The sequence below is a fragment of the Amycolatopsis sp. QT-25 genome (genome assembly GCF_029369745.1).
In the GTDB taxonomy this organism is placed as follows: Bacteria; Actinomycetota; Actinomycetes; order Mycobacteriales; family Pseudonocardiaceae; genus Amycolatopsis.
This window is the reverse complement of record NZ_CP120210.1, coordinates 2,901,702-2,925,718: the sequence shown is the minus strand read 5'-3', so window position 1 is coordinate 2,925,718 and position 24,017 is coordinate 2,901,702. Positions and strand designations below refer to the sequence as shown.

The window sequence follows — 24,017 nt, the reverse complement described above, 5'->3', positions numbered from 1 at the left end:
ACCATGGCAGGGGAAACGACCGGCGTCGAAATCGTCGACGCCGCCCTGGCCGGCGAAGCCGCTCCGTTCGCGGAGCGGCTCGTCGCCGACCAGGTCGCATCGAAACTGGCGTCCCAGGACGCCACACTGTGGGGTCCCGAAGCCGAGTCCGAAGCGTCGATCCGTCTCTCGTGGACGACGCTGCACAAGTCCTCGCGGCCGTTGATCGGCGAGATCGAGGCACTGCGGACCGACCTGCGCTCCGAGGGCGTCGACCGCGTCGTCCTCGCGGGCATGGGCGGTTCGTCGCTGGCCCCCGAGGTCATCGTAGCGACCGAGGGTGTCGCGCTGACGGTCCTCGACACCACCGATCCGGGTCAGGTCGCCGACGCGCTCGCCGGTGACCTGGAGCGCACGGTCATCGTCGTGTCGTCGAAGTCCGGTGGCACCGTCGAGACCGACAGCCACCGGCGGATCTTCGCGAAGGCCTTCGCCGACGCGGGCATCGACGCGGCCCGGCGGATCGTGGTCGTCACCGACCCCGGCTCGCCGTTCGCGGACCTGTCCGCGAAGGAGGGCTACCGCAAGGTCTTCCTCGCCGACCCGAACGTCGGCGGCCGCTACTCGGCGCTGACCGCGTTCGGGCTCGTCCCGGCCGGGCTCGCCGGCGCGGACGTCGCCCGCCTGCTCGACCAGGCCGCTTCGGTGGCCGACGAGCTGGCCGCCGACTCCGTGGACAACCCCGCGGTCGCACTCGCGGCGGCGTGGGTGGCGGCGCATGAGAAGGGAGCCGAGAAGGTCGTCATCGGCGACACGGGTTCCGGGGTCAAGGGCTTCGCCGACTGGGCGGAGCAGCTGATCGCCGAGTCCACCGGCAAGCAGGGCACCGGGCTCCTGCCCGTCGCCGTCGAGGGCCCGAGCGCTCCCGGATTCGCCGACGCCAAGGCCGATGCCACCCCGGTGGCGGTCGGACCGGCGGAAGGCGCCGCGAAGATCTCCGTGACCGGCTCGCTCGGCGCGCAGTTCCTGCTGTGGGAGTTCGCCACCGCGCTCGCCGGACGGCTGCTCGGGATCAACCCGTTCGACCAGCCCGACGTCGAGGCCGCGAAGAAGGCCGCACGCTCCCTGCTGGACAACCCGGACGCGCTCGAGGGCGGCGAGCAGCCGTCCACTGTGGACGGCGCGGTCGAGGTTTTCGGCTCGGCAGGCGTCGCCACGGACGGGAAGCTCGCGGACATCCTGCGGGCTTTCTTCGCTTCCGCCCCCGAAAACGGCTATATCGCGGTGCAGGCGTATCTCGACCGGCTCGATGACGCGTCGACCGCGGTCCTGCGCGGCGAGATCGCCAAGCGCACCGGCCGTCAGACCACCTTCGGGTGGGGGCCGCGGTTCCTGCACTCGACCGGGCAGTACCACAAGGGCGGGCACCAGAACGGTGTCTTCCTGCAGATCACCGGCGCCGTCGAAGACGATCTCGACGTCCCGGACCGGCCGTACACGCTCGGCGTGCTCCAGCACGCGCAGGCACTCGGCGACGGCCAGGTGCTCGCGGAGCACGGCCGCCCGGTGCTGCGCCTGCACCTCACCGACCGGGCCGCCGGCCTGGCCGAACTGGTTCGCGCGGTACAGGAGGCCGGCGAGTGACACGTGCCTGGAACAACCCGCTGCGCGATCCGCGCGACAAGCGGCTGCCGAGGATCGCCGGGCCCTCCAGCCTGGTGATCTTCGGGGTCACCGGCGACCTCGCCCGCAAGAAGCTGATGCCGGCGATCTACGACCTCGCCCACCGAGGGCTGCTGCCCGCCGGGTTTTCGCTGGTCGGTTTCGCCCGCCGGGACTGGGAACACCAGGACTTCGGCGAACTCGTGCACGACTCGGTCAAGGAGCACGCGCGGACGCCGTTCAAGGAGTCGGTGTGGAACCGGCTCGCCGAAGGCATCCGGTTCGTCCAGGGCACCTTCGACGACGACAACGCCTTCGACCGGCTCGCGCAGACGGTCAAGGACCTCGACGCCGAACGCGGTACCGGGGGCAACACCGCGTTCTACCTTTCGATCCCGCCGAGCGCGTTCCCGGTGGTGACCAAGCAGCTCGCCCGCTCCGGCCTCGCCGAGGCGAGCGAGGACACCTGGCGCCGTGTCGTCATCGAGAAGCCCTTCGGCCGCGACCTCAAGAGCGCCAAGGAGCTCAACGGGATCGTGAACGACGTCTTCCCCGAGGAGTCGGTGTTCCGCATCGACCACTACCTCGGCAAGGAGACGGTGCAGAACCTGCTGGCGCTGCGGTTCGCGAACCAGCTGTTCGAGCCGATCTGGAACGCCAACTACGTCGACCACGTGCAGATCACCATGGCCGAGGACATCGGCCTCGGCGGCCGCGCGGGGTACTACGACGGCATCGGCGCCGCACGCGACGTCATCCAGAACCACCTGTTGCAGCTCCTCGCGCTGACCGCGATGGAGGAGCCGGTTTCGTTCGCCCCGCGCACTCTGCGCGCGGAGAAGGTCAAGGTGCTCTCGGCGACCAAGCCGCTGGAGCCGTTCGACGAGACCACCGCGCGCGGGCAGTACGCGGGCGGCTGGCAGGGCGGTATGAAGGTGCCGGGCCTGCTGCAGGAAGGCGGTTTCGCGAAGGACTCGACGACCGAGACCTACGCCGCGGTGACGCTGGAGGTGCAGAACCGCCGCTGGGCCGGGGTGCCGTTCTACCTGCGCACCGGCAAGCGGCTGGGCCGCCGGGTCACCGAGATCGCCGTGGTGTTCAAGCGGGCACCGCATCTGCCGTTCGACTCCACCTCGACCGAGGAACTGGGCCAGAACGCGCTGGTGATCCGGGTGCAGCCGGACGAGGGCATCACGCTGCGGTTCGGGTCGAAGGTACCGGGGACCACGATGGAGGTCCGCGACGTCACCATGGACTTCGGCTACGGGCACGCGTTCACGGAGTCCTCGCCGGAGGCTTACGAACGGCTCATCCTGGACGTGCTGCTCGGCGAACCGTCGCTGTTCCCGGTGAACGAAGAGGTCGAACTGTCCTGGGAGATCCTGGACCCGATCCTCGACCACTGGGCCAAGAAGGGCGCACCCGAGGCGTACCCGCCCGGTTCGTGGGGACCGCCGTCCGCGGACGAAATGCTGGAACGTACCGGCCGGAACTGGAGGCGTCCGTGATCATCGACCTGCCGTCGACCACGACGTCGCAGCTGAACAAGAAGCTCGTCGAGATCCGCGAACAGGGCGGTCAGGTGGCGCTCGGCCGCGTGCTGACGCTGGTCATCGTGGCGGACGACGACGACAAGCTCGAAGAGGCGATCGAAGCCGCCAACGAAGCCAGCCGGGAACACCCCTCGCGGGTGATCGTGGTGGCCAAGGGCGCGCGGACCGCCGCGCCGCGGATCGACGGCCAGATCCGGGTCGGCGGCGACGCCGGCGCGAGCGAGGTCATCGTCCTGCGGCTCTACGGTCCGCTGGCCTCGCAGGGCCAGAGCGCGGTCGTGCCGCTGCTGCTGCCCGACGCGCCGATCGTCACCTGGTGGCCGGGCACCGGTCCGAAGGCTCCGGCCCAGGACCCGCTCGGCGAGCTGGCGCAACGCCGGATCACCGACTCGGCGGCGGAGAAGGCGCCCATAAGAGCACTCACCACCCGGGCGAAGGCCTATGTGGAGGGTGACACCGACCTGGCGTGGACGCGGCTGACCAGCTGGCGCGCGCAGCTGGTGTCCGCTTTGGACCTTCCACCGCATGAGAAGGTCACCGGCGCGACGGTGACCGGTGAGGCCGACTCGCCGTCGACCGAACTGCTCGCCGGCTGGCTGGCCGAGTACCTCAAGGTGCCGGTGAAGCGAGTCAAGAGCAACGGTGCCGCGGGCATCATCTCGGTGACGCTGGACCGGCGGTCCGGCCCGGTGGAACTGCACCGGCCGGACGGACGGGTCGGCATGCTGACCCAGCCGGGCCAGCCGACGCGCCGCATCGCCCTGCAGCGGCGGAACAACAAGGACTGCCTGATCGAGGAGCTGCGGCGGCTCGACCCGGACGAGGTCTACGAGGCTTCGCTCCACGGGCTCGGCAAGATCTCGTCGGGCACCGCGGTCAAGGCCGTTCCGGTGAAGAAGGCGGCTCCGGTGAAGACCGCCCCTGCCAGGGACACCAAGGCCACGACCACGAAGAGCACCTCATGAGCAAGACCGAGGTCGTCGTCTACGAGAACCCGGACCTCCTGGCCGCCGCCGCGGCGGCCAGGCTGGTCACCCGGATCGTCGACGTCCAGGCCGCCAAGGGTTCCGCTTCGGTGGTGCTCACCGGCGGCGGCACCGGGATCGCGATCCTGCGTGAACTGCGCGACTCCAGTGCCCGTGACGCCATCGACTGGTCGCGTCTGGACCTCTACTGGGGCGACGAGCGCTTCGTCCCGGCGGACTCGGACGACCGCAACGAGAAGCAGGCCCGCGAGGCGCTGCTCGACCACGTCCCGCTCGACCCGAAGCGGGTGCACGCCATGGCACCCTCGGACGGCGAGTTCGGCGACGACGTCGACGCGGCGGCCGCGGCCTACGCGGAGGTTCTGGCGGCCGACGACGCGGCGTTCGACATCATGTTGCTGGGCCTCGGCGGCGAGGGGCACACCGCCTCGATCTTTCCCGAGAGCCCGGCGGTCCACGAGAAGGAACGCTCGGTCGTCGCGGTGCGGGACTGCCCGAAGCCGCCGCCGACCCGGATCTCGCTGACCCTGCCCGCGATCCGTCGCGCGCAGGACATCTGGCTGGTCACCGGCGGCGACGCCAAGGCGGACGCCGTCGCGCAGGCGCTGGCCGGGGTGGGCGAGGTCCAGCTCCCGGTGGCGGGAGCACGCGGCAGCCGTCGCACGCTCTGGCTGCTGGACCGGGGTTCCGCCTCGAAGCTGACGAAGGTGTATCAAACGCCTGCGGGCTGATGCTTTCGCGCGTGAAGCCCCCTTCCCTCGGCCGAGGGAAGGGGGCTTCACGCGCTTCTGGGGGTGGAAGGCTGCGGGGAGACGTACGCGGCGGGTGACACCCCCATGGCGGAAGTCCATGACGATTTCCTTGCCTAACCTGAAGGTAGTGAAGAAGGCATTTATGGCATCACGCCTTCTGTGACCGTCTGGGGGCGGAAAGTGACCAAGATCGAGTCCTGCCGGTTTCGGCGGCAGAGAAGGTTCGACCGCGCGCCGGAACGATCAACGGACCACCGGGCCCGGGTGGTCCGGTCAGCGCCTCGACCGACCGAACGTTCAGGCACCTGTTCGCGGAACGGAAAGTGACCGGACAGTCGCTAGCCCGACTGGGGGAAACTTACCGTCCTCGCAGATCCACCCGTTAGCATCCGCACATTTGTTCGTTCCTGCGCGTCCCGATCGGGCGAAGAACACGTCTCACCATTCAAGTCCACAAGACGAGTGAGGTCGCCAGCGATGAGCACAGAGGGTCTCTCGATGCCAGGTATCTCGGTGGGCGGCTCCGGAGCGGACGCCGCCGACCGGATGCGCCGTGCCGCCGGGGTCATGTCGTTCGCCAAGATCAAACGCCCGGCACTGGTCGCGCTGGGCGTCGACACGCTCGCGATCTTCCTGGCCGCGCTCGACGTCTGGCTGGTGATCCCGGAGAAGGCCCAGCCGTACTCCATCTACCTCTCCGGCGCCGCCTGCCTCGGCCTCGCCTTCCGCCGCAAGCTGCCGTTCCTCGCGGTGATCGTCACCGTCCCCGGGTTCCTGGCGGGCTGGTCCCAGCTGGCCGCGATGATCGCGCTGGGCTTCCTCGCCACCCGCAAGCAGATGCACTGGCAGACCTGGACCGGATTCGCGCTCGTCTTCACCTGCCGGTTCGTCCAATGGCCGCTGGCCGACTTCGTCGAGCTGAGCTGGCGCGAACACGTTCTGGACGGGATCTACGGCGTCATCGTCGCCGGGATGCCGGTGGCCATCGGCCTGCTCATCGGAGCGCGGACCGAGATCTCGCAGAAGCTCTCCGAACTCGCCGCCAGCCGCGACCGCGAACGCCGCTTCCACGCCGACGCCGTCCGCGCGGAGGAACGCGCGCGGCTCGCGCGGGAGATGCACGACGTCGTCTCGCACCAGATCACGTTGATCGCCATGCAGGCCGGCGCGCTACAGGCGCAGACCTCCGACGCCCGTTCGCTCGAAACCGCGCAGGTGATCCGGAAACTGAGTACCAAGACGCTCGAAGAACTGCGCTCACTCGTGAGTGTGCTGCGCTCGGGCTCCGAAGACGACGGACCGCGCCCCGGGATCAACGAACTCGACCGGCTGATCCGCGGCTCGGACGTCCCGGTGCACCTCACCGTCGAGCGGATCCCCGACCTCCTGCCCAACCAGGTTTCGGCGGCGGCTTACCGGACCGTGCAGGAATGCCTGACCAACGTGCACAAGCACGCCCCCGGCGCCACCGCGACCATCCGGATCCAGGGTGAGCACGGTTCCCTCAAGGTCGAAATACGCAACGAGCGCGCCCGGACGTCCGGCGCGGCCCTGCCCTCGGGAGGGCACGGGCTGACCGGACTGGCCGAACGGGCTCGGCTGCTGGGCGGGAGCTTCGAGACCGCCGACACCGAGGACGGCGGGTTCCGGGTGCGTGCCCGGTACCCGCTCGACCGGTGATCGGCCGGATGGCGGAGCCGCGCTGAACTCGCCTGGCCGAGGGTCCGTTATCGAGGGCAGGACGAGCCGCGCCATCGTGGCGTTGGCACGACGACAGGGCGCGCCCCGCCAACTTGGCGTCGGCGAACGGGCGCGCCCCGGCAACGGGAGCGCGGACGCGGGCTCTCAGCCCCGCGCCACCGGGTCCTAGATCTCCCGGCGCTGGCGCAACCGCTCCAGCGCCTCGGCGAGAATGGCCTCGCCGTCGGCGTCGGAACGCCGTTCCTTCACGTACGCGAGGTGAGTCTTGTAAGGCTCGGTCCGCGGCGCGGCAGGAGGGTTCTTCTCGTCCTGCCCACCGGGCAGCCCGCAGCGCGGGCAGTCCCACTCGTCGGGAATTTCGGCGTCCATCGAGAACGAGGGCTGTGCCTCGTGCCCGTTGGCGCACCAGTAGGAAATGCGGCGCCGTGGCGCCGACTCACCCCGCTCCGATTCGCCCGAAGGACCGGCACCCACACGGGTGCCCCGAATCGCGTTACCGCCAACCATGAATCCTCACACCTATAGGGATCGGCGGCGCGCCCCCCATAGGCACGCCGAAACACCTGGATCGATCAGACCTTGAGCAGGAGCCCGAGGCCGATGATGCTGATCAGCCACACCGCGCCCAGCAGCAGCGTGATCCGGTCGAGGTTCTTCTCGGCCACGCTCGAGCCGGAGAGGCTCGACTGCATGCCGCCACCGAACAGCGAAGACAGACCGCCACCACGACCGCGGTGCAGCAACACGGCGACCACCAGCAGCACGCTGGAGGCGATCAACAGGATTTGCAGGAACAGCTTCATGTCATCCTCTGCGCTCTTGGAGAATGCAGGAAAACGGTGTGCCACCGGCGGCGCAGCGTTATCGGAACACTTTCCACCGGAACACACCGTACTCCTGGACTCGTCCACTGCTGTGTGACGGACCGGATACCCAGGTTACCCCGTAGGTGCCCCGATCAGGGCAGGGGCCCGCCCGCGGCGAGTGCGCAGAGTTTGGTGAATTCGTCACCATCCAGGCTGGCACCACCGACGAGCGCGCCATCGATGTTCTCGCAGGCGACGAGGTCACTGATGTTGTTGGCCTTGGCCGAACCCCCGTAGAGCACGCGAACCGAGGACGCGACCTCGGCACCGTACTTCTCGGCGAGGGTGGCGCGGATGGCTCCGCACACCTGCTCGGCGTCCTGCGGGGTCGCGACCTTGCCGGTGCCGATGGCCCAGACCGGCTCGTAGGCGACGACGACGTCCTTGACCTGCTCCGCCTTGAGCCCCTTGAGGCCCTCCACCAGCTGGGTCGTGGTGTGGGCGATGTGCTCGCCCGCCTCGCGAACCTCGAGCTTCTCCCCCACGCACAGGATCGGCTTGATGCCGTGCTTGAGCGCGGCCTTGACCTTCTTGTTCACCAGTTCGTCGGACTCGCCGTGGTATTCACGCCGCTCCGAGTGCCCGACGGTGACGAAGCTGCATCCCAGCTTCGCCAGCATCGGGCCCGACACGTCGCCGGTGTAGGCCCCGGAGTCGTGCGGCGACAGGTCCTGGGCGCCGTAGGTGAGCGGCAGCTTGTCGCCGTCGGTCAGCGTCTGGACGCTGCGGATGTCGGTGAACGGCGGCAGGACCGCGACGTCGACCTTCGCGTAGTACTTCTCCGGCAGGGCGAAGGCGATCTTCTGAACCAGCGCGATGGCTTCGAGGTGGTTCTGGTTCATCTTCCAGTTGCCGGCGATGAGCGGTTTGCGCACCACTAGTCGTTCTCTCCCAGCACAGCGACTCCGGGCAGTTCCTTGCCCTCCAGGTACTCCAGCGACGCGCCGCCGCCGGTCGAGATGTGCGAGAAGCCGTCCTCGGGCAAGCCGAGCCGCCGCACGGCCGCGGCGGAGTCGCCCCCGCCGACCACGGTGAAGGCATCGCTCTCGACCAGTGCTTCGGCCACGGCACGGGTGCCGCCCGCGAAGGACTCGAACTCGAACACGCCCATCGGGCCGTTCCAGAACACGGTCGCCGCGTCGGCCAGCTTGCCGGCGAACAGTTCGCGTGACTTCGGGCCGATGTCGAGACCCATGCGGTCGGCCGGGATGGCCTTCGCGTCGACGACGTCGAACTCCGCGTCGGCCGCGAAGCCCGTCGCGGCGAGGACGTCCACCGGCAGGATCAGCTCGACACCGCGTTTCTCCGCCTCGGCGAGGAAACCGCGGACCTGCTCCAGCTGGTCCTCCTGCAGCAGCGAGTTCCCCACCTCGTGGCCCTGTGCCTTGAGGAAGGTGTACGCCATGCCGCCGCCGATGAGCAGCCTGTCGACCTTGGTCAGCAGGTTGGCGATGACACCCAGCTTGTCCGACACCTTCGCGCCGCCGAGGACGACGACGTACGGCCGAGCCAAGTCCTCGGTGAGCTTCTTGAGGACGTCGACCTCGGCCAGCACCAGACCGCCGGCGTACGCCGGAAGCGCCCGCGCGATCTCGTGGACCGAAGCCTGCTTGCGGTGCACGACACCGAAGCCGTCGGAGACGAACGCGCCGCCCGGGACCAGCGCGGCCAGCTCGGCGGCCAGCTCCTGACGTTCCGACTCGACCTTGCTGGTCTCACGCGCGTCGAAGCGCACGTTCTCCAGCAGGGCCACCTGACCGTCGGTCAGGCCCGCGACGGTGGCCTTGGCGGACTCACCGACCAGGTCACCGGCCAGCGGGACGTCGACGCCGAGCAGCTCGGTGAGCTTCACGGCGACGGGTGCGAGCGAGAACTTCGGGTCCGGTTCGCCCTTGGGACGGCCGAGGTGCGCCGTGACGACCACCTTCGCGCCCGCCTCGGCGAGCCGCTTGAGGGTCGGCAGGGCCGCGCGGACGCGGCCGTCGTCGGTGATCTTGTTCCCGTCGAGCGGGACGTTCAGGTCGGATCGCACGAGCACGAACCGGCCGGAGACGTCCTCGCCCAGCAGGTCTTCGAGGTTCTTCAGCGCCATGACTCAGGAAAGCTTGGTGCCGACGAGCTTGACGAGGTCGGCGAGGCGGTTCGAGTAGCCCCACTCGTTGTCGTACCAGCCGACGACCTTGACCTGGTTGCCGATGACCTTGGTCAGCGGCGCGTCGTAGATGCAGGACGCCGGGTCGGTGACGATGTCGGCCGAGACGATCGGGTCGTCGCTGTAGCGCAGGATGCCGGCCAGGGGGCCCTCGGCGGCGGCCTTGTACGCGGCGTTGATCTCCTCGAGGGTCGCGCTCTTGGTCAGCGTGACGGTGAGGTCGGTGGCCGAACCGGTCGGGACCGGGACGCGGACCGCGTAGCCGTCGAGCTTGCCGTTGAGCTCCGGCAGGACCAGGCCGATGGCCTTGGCGGCACCGGTCGAGGTCGGGACCATGGACAGCGCGGCGGCACGGGCGCGGCGCAGGTCCTTGTGCGGCGCGTCCTGCAGGTTCTGGTCCTGCGTGTACGCGTGGATCGTGGTCATCAGACCCTGCTCGACACCGAAGGCGTCGTTCAGCACCTTGGCCAGCGGGCCGAGGCAGTTGGTGGTGCAGGACGCGTTCGAGATGATGTTCTGCGAACCGTCGTACTTGTCGTCGTTGACGCCGAGCACCACGGTCAGGTCCTCGCCCTTGGCGGGCGCGGAGATGATGACCTTCTTGGCCCCGCCGGCGAGGTGCGCCTTGGCGGCGTCACCGGTGGTGAAGAAACCGGTCGACTCGACGACGACGTCCACGCCCAGGTCGCCCCAGGGCAGGTTGGCCGGGTCGCGCTCGGCGAGGGCCTTGATCGTCTTGCCGTCGACGACGATGCCCTCGTCGCTGACGCTGACCTCGCCCGGGAAGCGGCCGAGGATGGAGTCGTACTTCAGCAGGTGGGCCATGGTGGCGACGTCGCCGAGGTCGTTGAACGCGACCACCTCGATGTCGTGACCGGCGGCCTGCACGGCCCGGAAGAAGTTGCGGCCGATGCGGCCGAAGCCGTTGACACCTACGCGAACCGTCACTGCTGCCACTCCCTTGAGACTCGTCCGGGATCGCCCCGGAAAGATGTCCTTTACTCGGGCGCAACCCTAGCGTGCGTGCTCGGGCGACCCTCTTTGCCCTGACGAGACTTCCACCACTCGATGGGTCAGGTCAAGAATCGATTAAGACCAGCTCGACCAGGACGTCTTGGGAAAACTCTCAGCTTCGCTGTGCTAGCCGTCGCTCCAACGGGGTGCGCATTCTTGGCGTGACTCGCACCTCTCCGAACCACTCGGCCAGGTGGTTCGCCTCCGCCTCGACGGCCCGTTCGACGTCCGTGCCGACGTCTTCCAGAAGGTGATGGACGACCTCGCCGTCCAGACGTTGCGCCCAGCCTCCGACGATCCGGCCGTCGGCCCAGACGGTGGGCCCGATGTTCCCGGTGCCGTCGAACAGCGGCGCCTTGTGCGGGCCCAGGTACCAGTCGCGCTCGAGCCATCCCATCGACGTCGGGTCGAGGGACGGGAGCAGCGCGACCCAGGGTTCGGGCTCCGGGACGGGCTCCAGATCGTCGGCGAGCAGTACGCCGGGGACGCCGTCGAGGTCGACCTCGATCGGCTGAACGGCCGCGAGCGCCTTCTTGGTCTGCCCGACCGTCCAGCCCGTCCACCACCGCAGGTCCGCGATCGGGGCCGGGCCGTAGGCGTAGAGCCATCTGCGGGCGAGTTCGGCTCTGGCCTCGTCCGCGTCCCACCCCGCGAGGCCCTGGGGAAGCCAGTCCGCCATCGGGGCCCAGTAGTACTGGCTGCTGATCCAGCTGCCGCGCGGGCGGCCGCGCACGATGCGGCCGTCGACCGCGAGCTGGAACAGGACGCGGCTGGTGACGTTGGCGATCGCCTCGTACGGCTTGCCCTTCGACATCACGAGTTGCTGTCTCAGCCGGGGCTCGTCCTCGGCCAGCTGCTGTGCCGTCGCAGAACCGCGGGCCTTCAGCGCCCGCTCGGTCGCGTCTTCGACCTCGGCGAGCCAGCGTTGCGGATCGGGCACGTTCTCCGGGTGCCCCTGCGTGCCGAGGTGCTGTTCGAGCAGGCGGCGCTGCTTCTTGGCGATGTCGGCCGAACACGCCGCCTGGACCAGCGCCGCGTTCTCGTGCCCGACGACGAAGACCGTGCGGCGCATGCCGAGCATCCGGATCAGCGTGCGCTCGTCGTAGAGCGCCTTTTCCACCTCCGCGACGCCGTCACCCTTCACTCGTGCCCACGCCGACAGGTGCACCGACGCGGGATCGGTGGCGTGCAGCGCGACGACCGCGTCCGCGGCGGCGTGCACCGAGTCCGCGGGCGTGGTGAGGCGATGGCGGGTCGCGAGGCGGGCGCGGCGCTGCCGGATGCCGATCCTGAAGGTCACGGGTCGGTTCTATCATCGGGCCCCGACAGAACACCGCGATCAGTCCGCGTGCGGCCTGATCGCGTGCGTCGCGTCGGCGGCGCAGACGAGGACGTTGACCGACGAGGCAGCCAGCTCCCAGCCTGGTCCCTCGTCCGGCTGGTCGCAGGGGCAATCGTCGTCCCGGCTTTCCGAGCTTTCGAAGGACAGCAGGAGGTCGAGCCCGCCACCGCAGTCCGGGCAGAACAACGGGAAGCCTTCAGGGCCGGACGTCCACCAGAAGTTCAGGCCGCCGAGCTTGGAGCCGACGGTCAGCGAGGGCCAGGCGTCTTCGACGTCGTCGTCCACGAAGTTCCCGAGCTCGTCGAGGAACTTCAGCGTCGCCTTGAGCTCGGCGGGCAGCTCCGACGGGCGCGGATGGTCGACGACCTCGCACGGCGCGAACGAACACGGCCGGGCCGGCAGATACTCGTAATCCTCGGTCCGGAACGGCTCGGGCGGGCTCGCGAGCAGCTCGGCCACCCCGGCGGAATTCCGCCAGACCACCTGGACACCCGGCCCCCAGTAGCCGCCGCCGTCGTGCGGGTCCGGGCAGAAGAGCACCTGCAACAAATCGGTGCCGTCGGGGAAGGGCAGCTTCGGGAAGTCTCGCCGGAAGAACTGCGCCACGCCCACCAGCGGCATCGCCTTCTCGCAGTCGTGCGCCGCTTCCAGCCCGGCCGTCGGCGTGTAGATCGCGCCCGGCGCCGCCGCGTTCGGCGCGGTGTCGGGGCAGTGCGGCCAGGGCTCGTCCGCGGGCCACAGCAAGGGTCCGCCGATGTGGCTGTCGTATGCGGTCGGTGTCCCCGCTCGGGGATGCAGGCGGACGGCTGTGCGGGTGAACGGGGTGAGGTCGGGGAACCCGTAGCCGGTTTTTGGCGAATCCGAAGGCATGGCGGGAATGCTAGAGACAACGTGGCGTCTTCGGTCGTGTTTCGCCGCTCTCCCCGCCGGCCGCCGCTCAGCTCCGTTCCAGCTCGAACACCGAAATGGTCCGGCGGGTCTTGCCCTGATGGTCGTGAGTGGCGAACAGGGCTATCGAGGGGCAGATGAAAGATGGCGTGTTCGTGAACGGGGCCGGCGCTGGGGTGATGGCTCCCTTCGCCGCGTCTGATGCGGAGGGAGCCATCGGCTTTGCGAGGTCATGATCGGGCGAGTGGATCCGACCGACGTCTCACCCCCGCTTCGCCCCGCGCACGCGTGTCAGTTTCCCGGCCGGGTGACCGGAACGACGTCGAGAAGTTCCTTCAGGCCCTCGAAATCCTGCGGGTTGGTGGTGTACAGGGGCATTCGATGCGCGATGGCCACGCTGGCGATCATCAGGTCGGCCACGCGGCGCCGGGGCGTCCTGCTCACCGCGAGCACGGAAGCCGACACCCGGCCGAAGATCCGGGCCGCCTCGGTACCGAAGGGCAGCGGGTCGAATTCGGACTCCACCCGCTGCAGCAGGTCCGTACGCCGGGCCCGCTCGGCCGGGTCGCCGGCGTAATGCGGCCCCGCGGAGAGCTCGGCGAGCGTGATCGTGCTGATCGACATCAAGTCCGGCAGCTGGGCGTGGTCGATCGCGCGCCGGAGGATGAGGATGTTCGTGTCGAGCAGGCCGTGAACCTCAGCGGCCATAGGGATCGTCCGCCTCCCCCGCGAAAGCGTCGTCGAGGTCCGTGTGGAACCTGTCCGCGTCGATGAGCGGAGCGTTCGCCGAGCCGGTGGCGAACCGGTCCCGGGAAACGGCGTGCCGGCGACACAGCGGAACCAGCTGGGCGATGGGCGAACCGCTGCGGGTCACGGTGAAGGTCTCCCCGTGCTCGACCGCGTCCATGATCTCGCCGGACCGGTTCCGGAGATCACGCTGGGAGATCTCGTGCTGAACGCTCATGCACCGAGGGTAGCGCGAGGTGGCACGGCGTGCCACCTCGTGCTCACGCTGTCTCTTCCTCCGGTTCCGGCTCCTCCGCCGGCCGGGTGAACAGCCGCGTCGCCGAAAGGCGGGCGACGCCGTCCGGCTCCCCCAGTTCGTCGGTCGCGTTCCGGACCGTCGCGTCGACGGACAGGTACTTGCGGCCCGCCCGCAGGTCCGCGTCGTTGCGCAGTCGCACGATCAGCGGGAACTCGCTCAGCGCGCCGGCGTCGAACAGGCCGGTGGTGTAGATCAGCTGGACGCCCAGCGCCTCCGCCACCGCACGCTGCAGTTCCAGCAGGTAACCCGCCGAAGCGCGGCCGATCGGGTTGTCGAGGAACAGCACGCCGGAGTGCCGGTTGCGCGCCTTGCCGCGGTTGTTCGCCCGCAGCGCCGCCAGCGTGCAGTACAGGATGATCGCCGCGGTCAGCTGCTGCCCGCCGGAGAACACGTCCCGAATCTCGGAGACACGCTGGCGTTCGGTCCGCAGTACGGAGTCCGGCTTCAGCATGTCGACCCGGAAACCCTTGGGGGCGGCGGCCTGCACGCCGCGCAGCACGAGCGAAAGCCCGTCGCGCTTGACGTCCCGGCCGTCGGAGGTCTTCCCCACCGCGGCCTCGTCCACGACCTCGCCCAGTTTCTCGGCGAGCACGTTCTCTTCGAGTTCGGTGAAGCGGATCCGCAGGAACTCCTGGCCCGACCAGTCGCCGAGACCGTCCGGCAGCCGTGAAACCCGTTGTGCCGCACGGAGAGTGCGCAGTGCGCCGTCGACCATGCCCTGCAGGCGGGTGACGATGCCGCCGCGGTGCCGGTCGATCTGCGCGAGATCGTCGGTGAGCGTGCGCAACCGGGGCCGTAACGCCTTCGCCCATTCCGCGGCGTGGGCGGGAAGCCGATCGCGGCGGACGGAGATCACCTGCTGCCGCACCGGCGTGCTGAGCTTCTCGAAGCGCTTGTCCGTGGCGTACTGCGCCAGCTGGTCGGCCGCGGCCCGTACCCGGCGGTCGCCCGCGTCGGCGGCGTCCTGCGCCTCCGTGAGCGCGGTGTTGAGCCGGGAGTGCTTGGCGCGCGCGGCTTCGACGTCGCCGTCGAAAGGGGCCTCATCATCTTCGTCGGGCAAAAGATGCGCCATGGATTCGGCCAGCAGGCCGAAGCCGGACGCGGACGCCTTCGCGGACTCCAGCGTCGCTTCGGCCGCGGCGCGGCGCTCCTGCAGTTCCTCCCATTCCCGCGCGGCGGCGGACACTTCGAGGCTGGCTTCGTCGATCAGTTCCAGGCCGTGCTCGATGTCCTTCGGACTGGCGTCGAGAGCGAGCGCCGACGGCTGTTCCGGGAGCCGGCCCAGTTCCGCCTTGCGGGTCGCGACGAGACCGACGATCTCGGTGCGCTCCTCCTCCAGCACGGCGACGGCCCGATTCGCGCGCGCCTGCGCCGCCGCCCGCGCGGAAGCGTCGGAACCGTCCGGCGTCTCCAGCAACGACGAGGCTCGTTCGCGGACGGCGTCGTCCAGTGCCTCGACGGCCGCCCGCGCGGACGCCTCGACACTCTCGGCCTGTTCGAGTTCGGCTCGCAGATCGCTGCCGACCTCGACCTTCGCGTACGCCTCGGAAGCCGACGCGAAGGTACGCCGCAACGCGTCCACCGGTTCGACGGGCACCGGGTCGTCCTCGGTGACGTCGTTCGATCCCGGGACCTCGGCCAGTTCGGACTTCGCGGTCGTCGCCGTGCGCCGGTGCCCGTCAGCGGTGCGTTGCTCCTCGCTCGCCTGCTCGCGCAACCGGGAAGCCTTCGCCGCCGCCTCGGACGCCGTCGACTCCGCCCGCTCGGCGGTCTCCGTCGCGCGTTCGACGTCGTCCGTCCACTCGGGAATCTTCGCGGCGCGCGCGGCGAGCGCCTCGAGAGCACGGGCACGCTCTCCCGCCTCGGCCGAAGCCGCACGCAGTTCGGGAACCCGCTCCCGCAGCACGGTCGCCTTCTCACCGAGGCGCTGGAACTCCTTCTCCGCCTGCTCCAACGTGGTCCGCGCGGTTTCGTGTGCGGTGCGGGCGCTCTGCAGCTGCTCGGCCAGCGTCGCGATGCTGCCCGGCGGGTAGTCCTCGCGCCACGTCTTGAGTTTCCACGACAACGCGCTGTCGTCGGCCAGCGAAGTCGCCAGCGCTTCCAGGCGGCGCTGACGTTCCGCGTGCCGGAGTGCGATGGCCTCGCGCTCGGCGTCGGCGGCCTCTTCGTCGTACATGGCCGGGTTGGGCGGCACGAGGAACTCGATGCCCGCCTCCCCCGGCAGGCGATCGGTCGTGGTGGCCTCGGTCGTGGCGACCGGGATGATCGTCGTGGGCAGCAGACGCCGCTCCGCCAGGACCTTTTCGGCGAGCCGGACCTGCTCCGGCTCGTTGAGCAGGATCCCCGAGACGAGCTGGGGTGCACGGGCCAGCACGGCGGCCCGTCGCTTCTTGTCCAAAGTGGACAGATAACGCCAGCCGGACCACGCGGTCATCCCGGCGGCTTCCAGCGCGTCCAAAGCTGCCTGGACCTCTTCGGTGGCGGGCAGGAGACCCCCGGAACCGAGCGCGTTCAGGGCGCGCTCGTCGACGGATTCCTCCATCCGCAAGGTCGTCTGTTCCTTCTCCGCGGTCGCCACCGCCTCCCGAAGACGTTCCAGCAGTACCGGCAGATCCGTCTCCAGCGCGACGTCGTCGGCGCCGAGGAGTTCGACCAGCCGGGGTTCGACGGCGAGCGCGTCGGTGCGCCGGTTGGCGCGGTCCAGTTCGTCGGCTGCGCGCTCCAGGCGGTCCTTCGTGGACCCCGCGAGCCGGTGCGCGTCGTTGACGGTCGACTGCGCGGCACGCAGATCCTCGGCGACGCGTTCGAGTTCCTGTTCGCGGCGGACGAGTTCGGCGGCGGTCGTCTCGGCCTCGGCCCTGGCCGCGCGGGCCGCGTCGGCGACGTCCGCCCCCGCCTTGAGCGCGCCGGACCGGACGGCTTCCGCGATCTCCTCACGGATTTCGGCGATCCGCGCGCCCAGTCCGCGAGCCTCCGCCCGGCGCGAGGCCGCGAGGTTCGCCGACTCGTCGCGTTCCTCCTGTGCCTTCTCCGCTTCGGTACGCAGGGCACCGACATGGGCTTCGGCCTTCGCCGCCTGATAGGTCGCGTTCTTGGCCAGTGCCAGCAGACCCCTGGCGAGCGCGGCCGCGGCGGTGTTGCGCGCCTGCAGCGCGGGCCGCGCCTTCTGCTCGCGATTTCCCACCAGTTCCCGGAAATCGCGGGCCTTGCGGGCGGCGTTGAGCTGGTTGAGCACGGTCGGGCATTCCCGCCATGCCTCGGCGGAGATCTTGGCCTCGACCAGTTCACCGTCGATCCGCGTCTTGCTCTCCTGCGCCTCGTCCAGCCGCAGTTTCCCGACCAGGCGCCGGAGTTCGGTGACTCCGGCGCTGAGCCTGCGGTGATCACCCTCGGCCAGTTTTTCCGCGGACTTCACTTCGTCGACGTGCTGTTCGAGCCCGCTCAGCCGCTCGTTCTCCAGCTTGTCCCGCGCGGCGACCTGGCAGGCCAGCGTCCGCATCTCGGCACGGGCCGCGTCGGCGAGCTTCCGCGACGCGGCGGCGACGCCTTCCTCCTCCGCCAGCGGCGTGAGCAGATCGAGCGCACCCGCGACGAAGTCCCGCTCCGACAGCAGATGCCCGCGCTGGGCGAGGTTGTGCGCGTAGGTCGCGACGACCTCGGCGAGGTCCTTCGGCTCGTCCTCCGAAAGCACCGCGCGCAGCAGGAACTCGACGAACGCCTCGTCGGTGCTGAAGGCGAAGGCGTCCGCCGCCTCGCCCTCACCGGCGTTCATCGCGCGCTGGTACCGGAAAAGCTCGGTGTCGAGGCCGAGGCCGTCGAGCCGGGAGGTCCATTCGTGGTGGCGCCGGGTCCAGAACAGCTCCAGTTCCGGTTCGCCGACGTGCACCTTGTCGAGCCGGTCGTGGAAACCGGACATCGTCAGCAGCCTGCCGTCCGACGTCAGCGGCAACGAGTCCAGATCGAGCGAGGGGGTGGGACGGAAGCAGTACCAGGAATCGACCAGGTTCTCCGAATCCGCCGACACCACGTGCCCGCGCCATTCCGACACCTTGCCGGTGATCACCCGGTGGCCGGTCTCGACCTGCAGCCACTCCAGCACGACGTGCGAGACGTCCTTGGCGGCGACGAACTTCTCCAGCACCTTGGTGTTCGTCGTGCCGACGACCTGGCGGCGGCCGGGCAGCATGACCGAGAAGATCAGCTTGATCAGCACGGACTTGCCGCCGCCGTTCTCCAGGAACAGCACGCTCGCCGGGGACGGGCGCCGCGGCGGCCCCTCACCCGCCAGGTGGATCCCGGCGCTGAACAACGCGTCCTGCTTGGGGGCGGTGATGGCCGCGCCGACGCCGCTGAAGTCCAGCACGACGTCCTGGTAGCGCGCGCCCGCCGGTCCCACCGAATGCAGGCGAACCCGCGAAAGCTCGTACATCGATTCCTGTCCCCTGTTAGAGCGTGTCCGACGCGGCAGCGCGCAGCGTCCCGCCGCCGTTGGCGACCGAGACCACGTTCAGCGCGAGCAGCTCGTCGAAGGCCGCGTCGGCGGCGAGTTCCCGTACCTGCACCTGATAGCGCGGCGTCGTCCGGTAGGTCCCGCCCTGTTCGCCGCTGACCTGGACGAGAAACCCTTGATCCGCGAGGAACCGCAGTGCCCGCGCGACCATGCCGCGGGTGGTGTCCGACGACAGCCTGCCGTCCTTGGTCGCGGCGGCCGCCGGACGACGGGCGTAGGCACGCCATGCCTGTTCGAGCTCGGGCGCGTCGGCCAGCGGGTCGTTGTTCGCCTCGGCCGCCGCCGCGCGCTCGTCGAGGATCCGGCAGGCCTCCCGCACCATCGCGTCCACCTGCTCGACGCTGACGCGGCCGATGTAGGTGTCGTTGGCGAGGTCGTCCGGGCGCGGGTAGCCGAGCGCGGCGGTGGCCAGGTGGACGAGCCCGTGCAGGACCTTCTCGGTCTCCCGGCGCTCGCGGATCTTGCTCTGCCGCGCGTAACTGTCCATTTTGATCTCGAAGACGGACTCGTCCGTCGCCGCCAGCACGGCACCGGCCTGGAGGTTGACCTCCAGCACCATCAGCCCGAGCCCGGCCGCGACCGCGTGCGTGAGTTGTTTGAACGCCCTGTCCTCGCCGTAGCGCCGGACGAGGTCGCCGTACACGACATCCCGTGACGGCAGCTGCTTCGGGCGCATGCCGAAGGAAACCAGCCTGGCCGCGGCTTCGACGTCCCCGGTGGAAATCCCCGTCGTCACGCGACCTCCGCCTCTTCTTCTTGGTCCTCACGATCGACCCCGGCCGACGAAAGCAGCAGATCCGCTCCGCCGAACTCGGGGTCTTCGAGCAGCGTGCCGTCGTCGACGGCCAGCAGCACCTGGCGCTCCCCCAGCCGCAGCGCCGCGCCGACCTCGGGACTGTAGGCGTGCACCGCCCGCAGGGCGACCAGGGCGGGCAACCCCGGATCGATCCGGCGGGCCTCTTCGAGCAGTCCGGACAGCCGTCGCGGCACCTCCGGCAGGTCGAGCAGGGCGTCGGCGAGGCGCCACTGCTCGTCGCCGAACTTGTCGGTGACGTCGGCGGGCATGAGCTCGGGTTCCGGGATCTCGCCGACGAGCTGGTCGCGTTCCGGGGCCGGCCGCAGCAGCAGCGACACCAGCGAAGACAGCGACGACACGGTCGGCGGGGAGATTCCGGCACCGGCGTGGAAGAACGACTCGGCCGGTGCGACGGCTCGGGCGATCGGCAGGCCCAGCGTCGGCATCAGGAGCTGGCCGAACAGGTCGATCGTCGCCCGCTGCGGCGGACCGGAGAACTGCTGACGGTCTTGTTCGGCACGGAACACCGCTCCGGCGTCGGCCAGCCTCGACTGGAGCCGGGTGTGGCGGCGGATGCAGTCGCCGACGATGTCGACGAGTTCGGCCGCGCGGCGTTTGCGGTCGAGGTCCTCGGTATCGTCCCGCGACGCGGTGATGTTCTTGAGGATCGCGTTCTCGGCACGGAACCGGGACTCGATATGGGACAGCGCCTGATCCAGCAGGTCCGGGACCTCGCGTTCCCAGTCGACCGCGCGGACGTCGCGCCGGGTGGCGTCCAGCTTGGCGCGCAGTGTCTCGCCGTACTGGACGGTCCGGTAGCGCGCCTGCTCGGCGGCGAGTTTCGCGTCGGCGAGGCGGCCGCGGTTGATCAGGTTCTCCAGTTTGACCTCGGCCGCGATCTGGGCGGACTCGACGTCGGTGTCCAATGCGCCGACGAGGACGTTGATCGCCTCGTCGGTGGCGCGCAGATAGACCTCGCCGTCGGGCGCGGCCAGCTCGACGAGCAGTTTGAAGTCGAACTGGCGGCGCTGGTAACCCCCGCCCGGGCCGATGGAGCCGTAGACACGGCGGAACCCGCGATCGGTGGTGCCGACGTTGATCAGGTTGTCGAGCACCCACCGGGCGACCTTGGCGTGCTCGTCCGGCGTGCGGCCGGGCGCTTGGAGCGCGACGAACGGCAGCAACCGGGTGATCACCTGTTCATGGTCGGCGCCGGTGTCGAAGTCCATCGACACGGTGACCTGGTCGATCGTGTGCAGCGCGATCTCGGCCATCTGGTAGATCGTGGCGTCCGCCCAGTCCAGCTTCGCCTTGCGCGCGTCGAGGTCGTGCAAGGGCGCTGTGCAGGCCAGCGCCTTGAGGCGGCGGGTCAGCCCCTCGTCGGCCAGCCCCATCCCGGTCAGCTCGTCGTCTCGCACAGCAGGCCAGGCTAGTCGCCGCCCCCGGCGCCCCGCACGGGTGACCGGGGTGCCCGGCGCTCCGGGCGGCGGTAGCGTCTGGTCCATGCGTGAAATGAGCCGGGACGAATGGTGGGATTTCGCGAGCGCGGGCACGCGAACGGGCATGCTCGGCCTGGTCCGCGCCGACGGGGCGCCGATCGTGACGCCGGTGTGGTTCCTGCTGAACGAGGGGCCGGACGGCGACGAGCTGATCTTCACCACCGGCACGGAGACCCTCAAGGGGAAGGCGCTGCGGCGCGACCCACGGCTCTCGCTGGCCGTCGACGACCAGAAGCCGCCGTTCTCGTACGTGCAGTTCACCGCCGAAGCCGTGCTGCACAACGATCTCGACGAGATGCTCGAGTGGGCGACCAAGCTCGGTGGCCGGTACATGGGCGCCGAGCAGGCCGATGCCTACGGCAAGCGAAACGCCGTGCCCGAGGAGTCGTTGGTGCGCGCGAAGATCACGAAGGTGATCGCGCGGGCCGACATCGCCGGCTGACGTTCCTGCTCTGTTCGCAATTGGTCCTCTGGATGCGGTACTTGCCCACGCAAGTACCGCATCCAGAGGACCAATTGCATTCGAGGATGTGACCCTCCGTGTTGATGGTGGGCAAGTATTGACACGAAGCACCCGGTGGTGTGTGCTTTGTTCTATAGATAGGAAAGTTTCCTAACTAAACTCTTTTCCTGCCGGGCTCGCCCGGTCCGCCGTTGCACCTCCCGACCCCGAACTTCACGCATGGAGGCTCCAGTGGCACCCCGACCACCGTGGCGCGCGTTGCTCACGTGTGCCGCCGCGACGGCGATGACCCTCGCCGTCCTGCCGGCTCCGCCCGCCGGCGCGGCACCGACCGACCATGAATCCGAAGCCGCGACGATCTCCCGAGGCGCCGTCGAAAAGAACCACGCCGGCTATTCCGGCACCGGGTTCGTCAACTTCGACAACGTCGTCGGCAGCTACGTCGAGTACACGGTGAACGCCGCACAGGCCGGGACCCGGACGCTGACTTTCCGCTACGCCAACGGAACCACGATCGACCGGCCGGTTTCCTTGAGCGTCGGCGGGACCGTCGCCGGCACGCTGTCCTTCGCCGGGACCGGTGCGTGGACCACCTGGAAGACCGTCACCAAGGACGTCACCTTGGCCGCCGGGGTGAACAGGATCCGCACCACCGCGACGACCGCGAACGGCGGGCCCAACGCGGACAAACTGACCGTGAGCGGAGTGGTCGACGCAGAGGCACCGACCCCGCCGATGAATTTGGCCGCCAAGGACATCCAGGCCCGCAGCGCCACCTTCACCTGGGAAGCCGCGACGGACAACGTCGGCGTGGTCCGCTACGACGTCATGCGCGGCGGCAACGTGCTCAAGACCGTCGACGGCAACACCCTCACCGCGACCGTCGACAACCTGCGGCCGAACACGGCCTACGACATCTCGGTCGGTGCCTTCGACGCGGCCGGAAACCCTTCGCAGCAAAGCAATGTCGTCCAGTTCACGACGCCGTCCAGCGGGGACACCACGCCGCCGACGGTGCCGGGGAACCTGCGATCGACGTCGGTGACCGCGAACAGTGTCTCCCTGGCGTGGAACGCTTCCACGGACGACAGCGGCACCATCGCCGGCTACGACGTCTATCAGGGCACCACGAAGGTCGCGACGACACCTTCGCTCGAAGCCACGATCACCGGGCTGACGGCGAACACGTCGTACACGTTCACGGTGAAGGCGCGTGACCTCGACGGCAACGTCTCGGCCGCGAGCAACGCATTGACCGCGAAGACGAGCGGCGTCGCGGGCGGTGGAATCCCCGAGTACGACAAGGACATCACCAAGGTGGACCTCGCCTGGTCGGTCGACTTCCTGCCGGACGGCACGGCGCTGGCGACCGAACGGGACCGGTTCGAGATCCTGCGGATCACACAGTCGGGTGAGAAGACCACGGTCGGCAAGGTGCCCGGCGCGGTCGGCACCAACGGCGAGGGCGGTCTGCTCGGCATCGCGATCTCGCCGAACTACGCCACCGATCACGCGATCTACCTGTACCACACGGCATCCGGCGACAACCGGGTCGTGAAGATGACCTACGACAAGGGGAAGCTGTCCTCGGCGTCGACGCCGGTGCTCACCGGGATCGCCAAGAACCGCTACCACAACGGCGGACGGCTGCGTTTCGGGCCGGACGGCAAGCTCTACGTCACCGCCGGCGACGGGCAGAACAAGGACACCGCGCAGAACAAGGGGTCGCTCAACGGCAAGATCCTGCGGGTCGATCCCGACGGCTCGGCGCCGAACGACAACCCGTTCTTCTCCACCGGCGGCAACGCCCGCTACGTCTGGAGCTTCGGTCACCGCAACCCGCAGGGCCTGGCGTGGGATTCCCGTGGCCGACTGTGGGCTTCGGAGTTCGGCGACGGCAAGCTGGACGAGCTGAACCTGATCCAGAAGGGCGGCAACTTCGGCTGGCCCCGGTGCGAGGGCACCGAGGGCTCCTGCGGTGGCACTGTCGCGCCGAAGAAGACCTGGTCGACCGGTTCCGGCGGGCCGAGCGGGATCGAGATCGTCAACGACTGGATCTATGTCGCGGCCGTCACCAGTGAGCAGCTCTTCGCCACCCGGATCAACGCGGCGGGCACCGGCGTCGGCTCGGTGCAGTCGCTGTTCTCCGGCCGCTGGGGCAGGCTCCGCTCGGTCACCAAGACACCGGACGGCGGCCTGTGGGTCACCTCGACCAACGCGGACAAGAACGGCGGCACGCCGAGCGGGATCGACAACGTCGTGGTGCGGTTGAAGTTCCCCGGTACCTCGCAGCCGGGAGCCTTCAAGCTGACCAGTTCCGCGTTCGCCGACAACGCATCGATCCCGGACGAGTTCACCTGCGCCGGTGACGGCACCGCCGGCCAGGACACCTCGCCGCCACTGGCGTGGAGTGCCGGGACCACCGGAGCCAAGGGCTACGCGGTCGTTTTCGCCGACGTGGCCGACAACGGCAACAAACTGCACTGGGCGATCTGGGACATCCCGGCGTCCTCGGGGTCCACAGTGTCGCTGCCCGAGGGCCTCGAAGCGGGTTACACGGTTCCGGATCAGAACGGCGCGAAGCAGAAGGCCATGGGCAGCGGAGCGAACTCGAAGAAGTACTTCGGCCCCTGCCCCGGTGGCTCCAGCCATCCCTACACGTTCACGCTCTACGCCCTGAAATCGGCGACGGTGCCGGGCTTGTCCTCGTCCTCGACGATGGCGCAGATCGAGACGGCGATCAAGAACGCCTCGACGGCCAACGTCGAACTGCGCGGCAGATCCAGCGCCGCGTCCTGAGTCGCGGTCG

At 69.4% G+C, this 24,017-nt stretch carries 19 protein-coding genes; 7 read left to right on the top strand and 12 right to left on the bottom strand.

All coding sequences use genetic code 11. The features are described 5' to 3' along the window. Positions 1 to 3 precede the first annotated feature (3 nt). From P3102_RS13745 to P3102_RS13725, 5 genes are all read left to right on the top strand, one after another. Positions 4 to 1,623 (top strand): glucose-6-phosphate isomerase, encoded by a 1,620-nt coding sequence (locus P3102_RS13745; protein ID WP_276369463.1) that lies wholly within the window; start codon positions 4 to 6, stop codon positions 1,621 to 1,623. Then, positions 1,620 to 3,149: a glucose-6-phosphate dehydrogenase gene (gene zwf / locus P3102_RS13740; RefSeq protein WP_276369462.1), complete on the top strand. Its 1,530-nt coding sequence runs from the start codon at positions 1,620 to 1,622 to the stop codon at positions 3,147 to 3,149. The genes P3102_RS13745 and zwf overlap by 4 nt, the downstream gene beginning before the upstream one ends. Then, positions 3,146 to 4,159 carry a glucose-6-phosphate dehydrogenase assembly protein OpcA gene (gene opcA, locus P3102_RS13735; RefSeq protein WP_276369461.1) on the top strand — a complete coding sequence of 338 codons (1,014 nt, stop codon included), beginning with the start codon at positions 3,146 to 3,148 and terminating at the stop codon, positions 4,157 to 4,159. The genes zwf and opcA overlap by 4 nt, the downstream gene beginning before the upstream one ends. After that, positions 4,156 to 4,911, top strand: a complete 756-nt coding sequence (gene pgl, locus P3102_RS13730) for a 6-phosphogluconolactonase (RefSeq protein WP_276369460.1) — start codon at positions 4,156 to 4,158, stop codon at positions 4,909 to 4,911. Before opcA ends, pgl begins: the two co-directional genes overlap by 4 nt. A gap of 498 nt (positions 4,912 to 5,409) precedes the next feature. After that, positions 5,410 to 6,612, top strand: a complete 1,203-nt coding sequence (locus tag P3102_RS13725) for a histidine kinase (RefSeq protein WP_276369459.1) — start codon at positions 5,410 to 5,412, stop codon at positions 6,610 to 6,612. 186 nt (positions 6,613 to 6,798) lie between these two features. On the opposite strand, the gene P3102_RS13720 is transcribed toward P3102_RS13725, so the two are convergent. The 12 genes from P3102_RS13720 to P3102_RS13665 form a co-directional block, all read right to left on the bottom strand. Continuing rightward, complete coding sequence (locus tag P3102_RS13720) at positions 6,799 to 7,140, bottom strand: RNA polymerase-binding protein RbpA (protein ID WP_034311760.1); 342 nt, start codon at positions 7,138 to 7,140, stop codon at positions 6,799 to 6,801. 65 nt (positions 7,141 to 7,205) lie between these two features. Next, positions 7,206 to 7,436, bottom strand: coding sequence for a preprotein translocase subunit SecG (secG, locus tag P3102_RS13715; RefSeq protein ID WP_016333144.1), 231 nt, complete (start codon positions 7,434 to 7,436; stop codon positions 7,206 to 7,208). A gap of 155 nt (positions 7,437 to 7,591) precedes the next feature. Beyond that, on the bottom strand, positions 7,592 to 8,377 hold the full coding sequence (gene tpiA, locus P3102_RS13710) for a triose-phosphate isomerase (protein WP_276369458.1): 786 nt from the start codon (positions 8,375 to 8,377) through the stop codon (positions 7,592 to 7,594). After that, positions 8,377 to 9,585, bottom strand: coding sequence for a phosphoglycerate kinase (locus tag P3102_RS13705; RefSeq protein WP_276371158.1), 1,209 nt, complete (start codon positions 9,583 to 9,585; stop codon positions 8,377 to 8,379). Before P3102_RS13705 ends, tpiA begins: the two co-directional genes overlap by 1 nt. Positions 9,586 to 9,594: 9 nt before the next feature. After that, complete coding sequence (gap, locus tag P3102_RS13700; protein WP_276369457.1) at positions 9,595 to 10,599, bottom strand: type I glyceraldehyde-3-phosphate dehydrogenase; 1,005 nt, start codon at positions 10,597 to 10,599, stop codon at positions 9,595 to 9,597. A 178-nt stretch (positions 10,600 to 10,777) separates the two neighbouring features. After that, a complete protein-coding gene (locus P3102_RS13695) occupies positions 10,778 to 11,965 on the bottom strand; it encodes a winged helix DNA-binding domain-containing protein (RefSeq protein ID WP_276369456.1) in 1,188 nt (395 codons plus the stop codon). Positions 11,966 to 12,004: 39 nt separating this feature from the next. Beyond that, positions 12,005 to 12,877 carry a hypothetical protein gene (locus P3102_RS13690; RefSeq protein ID WP_276369455.1) on the bottom strand — a complete coding sequence of 291 codons (873 nt, stop codon included), beginning with the start codon at positions 12,875 to 12,877 and terminating at the stop codon, positions 12,005 to 12,007. A 309-nt stretch (positions 12,878 to 13,186) separates the two neighbouring features. Beyond that, positions 13,187 to 13,603 carry a type II toxin-antitoxin system VapC family toxin gene (locus P3102_RS13685; RefSeq protein ID WP_276369454.1) on the bottom strand — a complete coding sequence of 139 codons (417 nt, stop codon included), beginning with the start codon at positions 13,601 to 13,603 and terminating at the stop codon, positions 13,187 to 13,189. Further along, positions 13,593 to 13,859 carry a type II toxin-antitoxin system prevent-host-death family antitoxin gene (locus P3102_RS13680; protein ID WP_276369453.1) on the bottom strand — a complete coding sequence of 89 codons (267 nt, stop codon included), beginning with the start codon at positions 13,857 to 13,859 and terminating at the stop codon, positions 13,593 to 13,595. Before P3102_RS13680 ends, P3102_RS13685 begins: the two co-directional genes overlap by 11 nt. A gap of 43 nt (positions 13,860 to 13,902) precedes the next feature. Then, complete coding sequence (locus P3102_RS13675; protein ID WP_276369452.1) at positions 13,903 to 18,369, bottom strand: hypothetical protein; 4,467 nt, start codon at positions 18,367 to 18,369, stop codon at positions 13,903 to 13,905. A 16-nt stretch (positions 18,370 to 18,385) separates the two neighbouring features. Then, entirely contained in the window at positions 18,386 to 19,186 is an 801-nt protein-coding gene (locus tag P3102_RS13670; RefSeq protein WP_276369451.1) for a hypothetical protein, read from the bottom strand. Continuing rightward, the gene (locus P3102_RS13665; protein WP_276371156.1) at positions 19,183 to 20,640 is read right to left on the bottom strand and encodes a hypothetical protein; all 1,458 of its coding nucleotides are present in this window, start codon (positions 20,638 to 20,640) and stop codon (positions 19,183 to 19,185) included. Before P3102_RS13665 ends, P3102_RS13670 begins: the two co-directional genes overlap by 4 nt. Positions 20,641 to 20,749: 109 nt before the next feature. Here P3102_RS13665 and P3102_RS13660 point away from each other — a divergent pair, with 109 nt between their 5' ends. Next, on the top strand, positions 20,750 to 21,187 hold the full coding sequence (locus tag P3102_RS13660; protein WP_276369449.1) for a PPOX class F420-dependent oxidoreductase: 438 nt from the start codon (positions 20,750 to 20,752) through the stop codon (positions 21,185 to 21,187). Positions 21,188 to 21,493: 306 nt separating this feature from the next. After that, entirely contained in the window at positions 21,494 to 24,007 is a 2,514-nt protein-coding gene (locus P3102_RS13655; RefSeq protein WP_276371155.1) for a PQQ-dependent sugar dehydrogenase, read from the top strand. Positions 24,008 to 24,017 lie beyond the last annotated feature (10 nt).

Bases quoted from the DNA above. Each gene is read 5' to 3' on its own strand.
- P3102_RS13660 (WP_276369449.1), top strand. From the start codon at position 20,750: ATGCGTGAAATGAGCCGGGACGAATGGTGGGATTTCGCGAGCGCGGGC.
- P3102_RS13690 (WP_276369455.1), bottom strand. From the start codon at position 12,877: ATGCCTTCGGATTCGCCAAAAACCGGCTACGGGTTCCCCGACCTCACC.
- P3102_RS13745 (WP_276369463.1), top strand. From the start codon at position 4: ATGGCAGGGGAAACGACCGGCGTCGAAATCGTCGACGCCGCCCTGGCC.
- P3102_RS13685 (WP_276369454.1), bottom strand. From the start codon at position 13,603: ATGGCCGCTGAGGTTCACGGCCTGCTCGACACGAACATCCTCATCCTC.
- P3102_RS13665 (WP_276371156.1), bottom strand. From the start codon at position 20,640: ATGGGGCTGGCCGACGAGGGGCTGACCCGCCGCCTCAAGGCGCTGGCC.
- P3102_RS13680 (WP_276369453.1), bottom strand. From the start codon at position 13,859: ATGAGCGTTCAGCACGAGATCTCCCAGCGTGATCTCCGGAACCGGTCC.
- P3102_RS13675 (WP_276369452.1), bottom strand. From the start codon at position 18,369: ATGTACGAGCTTTCGCGGGTTCGCCTGCATTCGGTGGGACCGGCGGGC.
- P3102_RS13720 (WP_034311760.1), bottom strand. From the start codon at position 7,140: ATGGTTGGCGGTAACGCGATTCGGGGCACCCGTGTGGGTGCCGGTCCT.
- P3102_RS13655 (WP_276371155.1), top strand. From the start codon at position 21,494: ATGACCCTCGCCGTCCTGCCGGCTCCGCCCGCCGGCGCGGCACCGACC.
- pgl (WP_276369460.1), top strand. From the start codon at position 4,156: ATGAGCAAGACCGAGGTCGTCGTCTACGAGAACCCGGACCTCCTGGCC.
- P3102_RS13725 (WP_276369459.1), top strand. From the start codon at position 5,410: ATGAGCACAGAGGGTCTCTCGATGCCAGGTATCTCGGTGGGCGGCTCC.
- secG (WP_016333144.1), bottom strand. From the start codon at position 7,436: ATGAAGCTGTTCCTGCAAATCCTGTTGATCGCCTCCAGCGTGCTGCTG.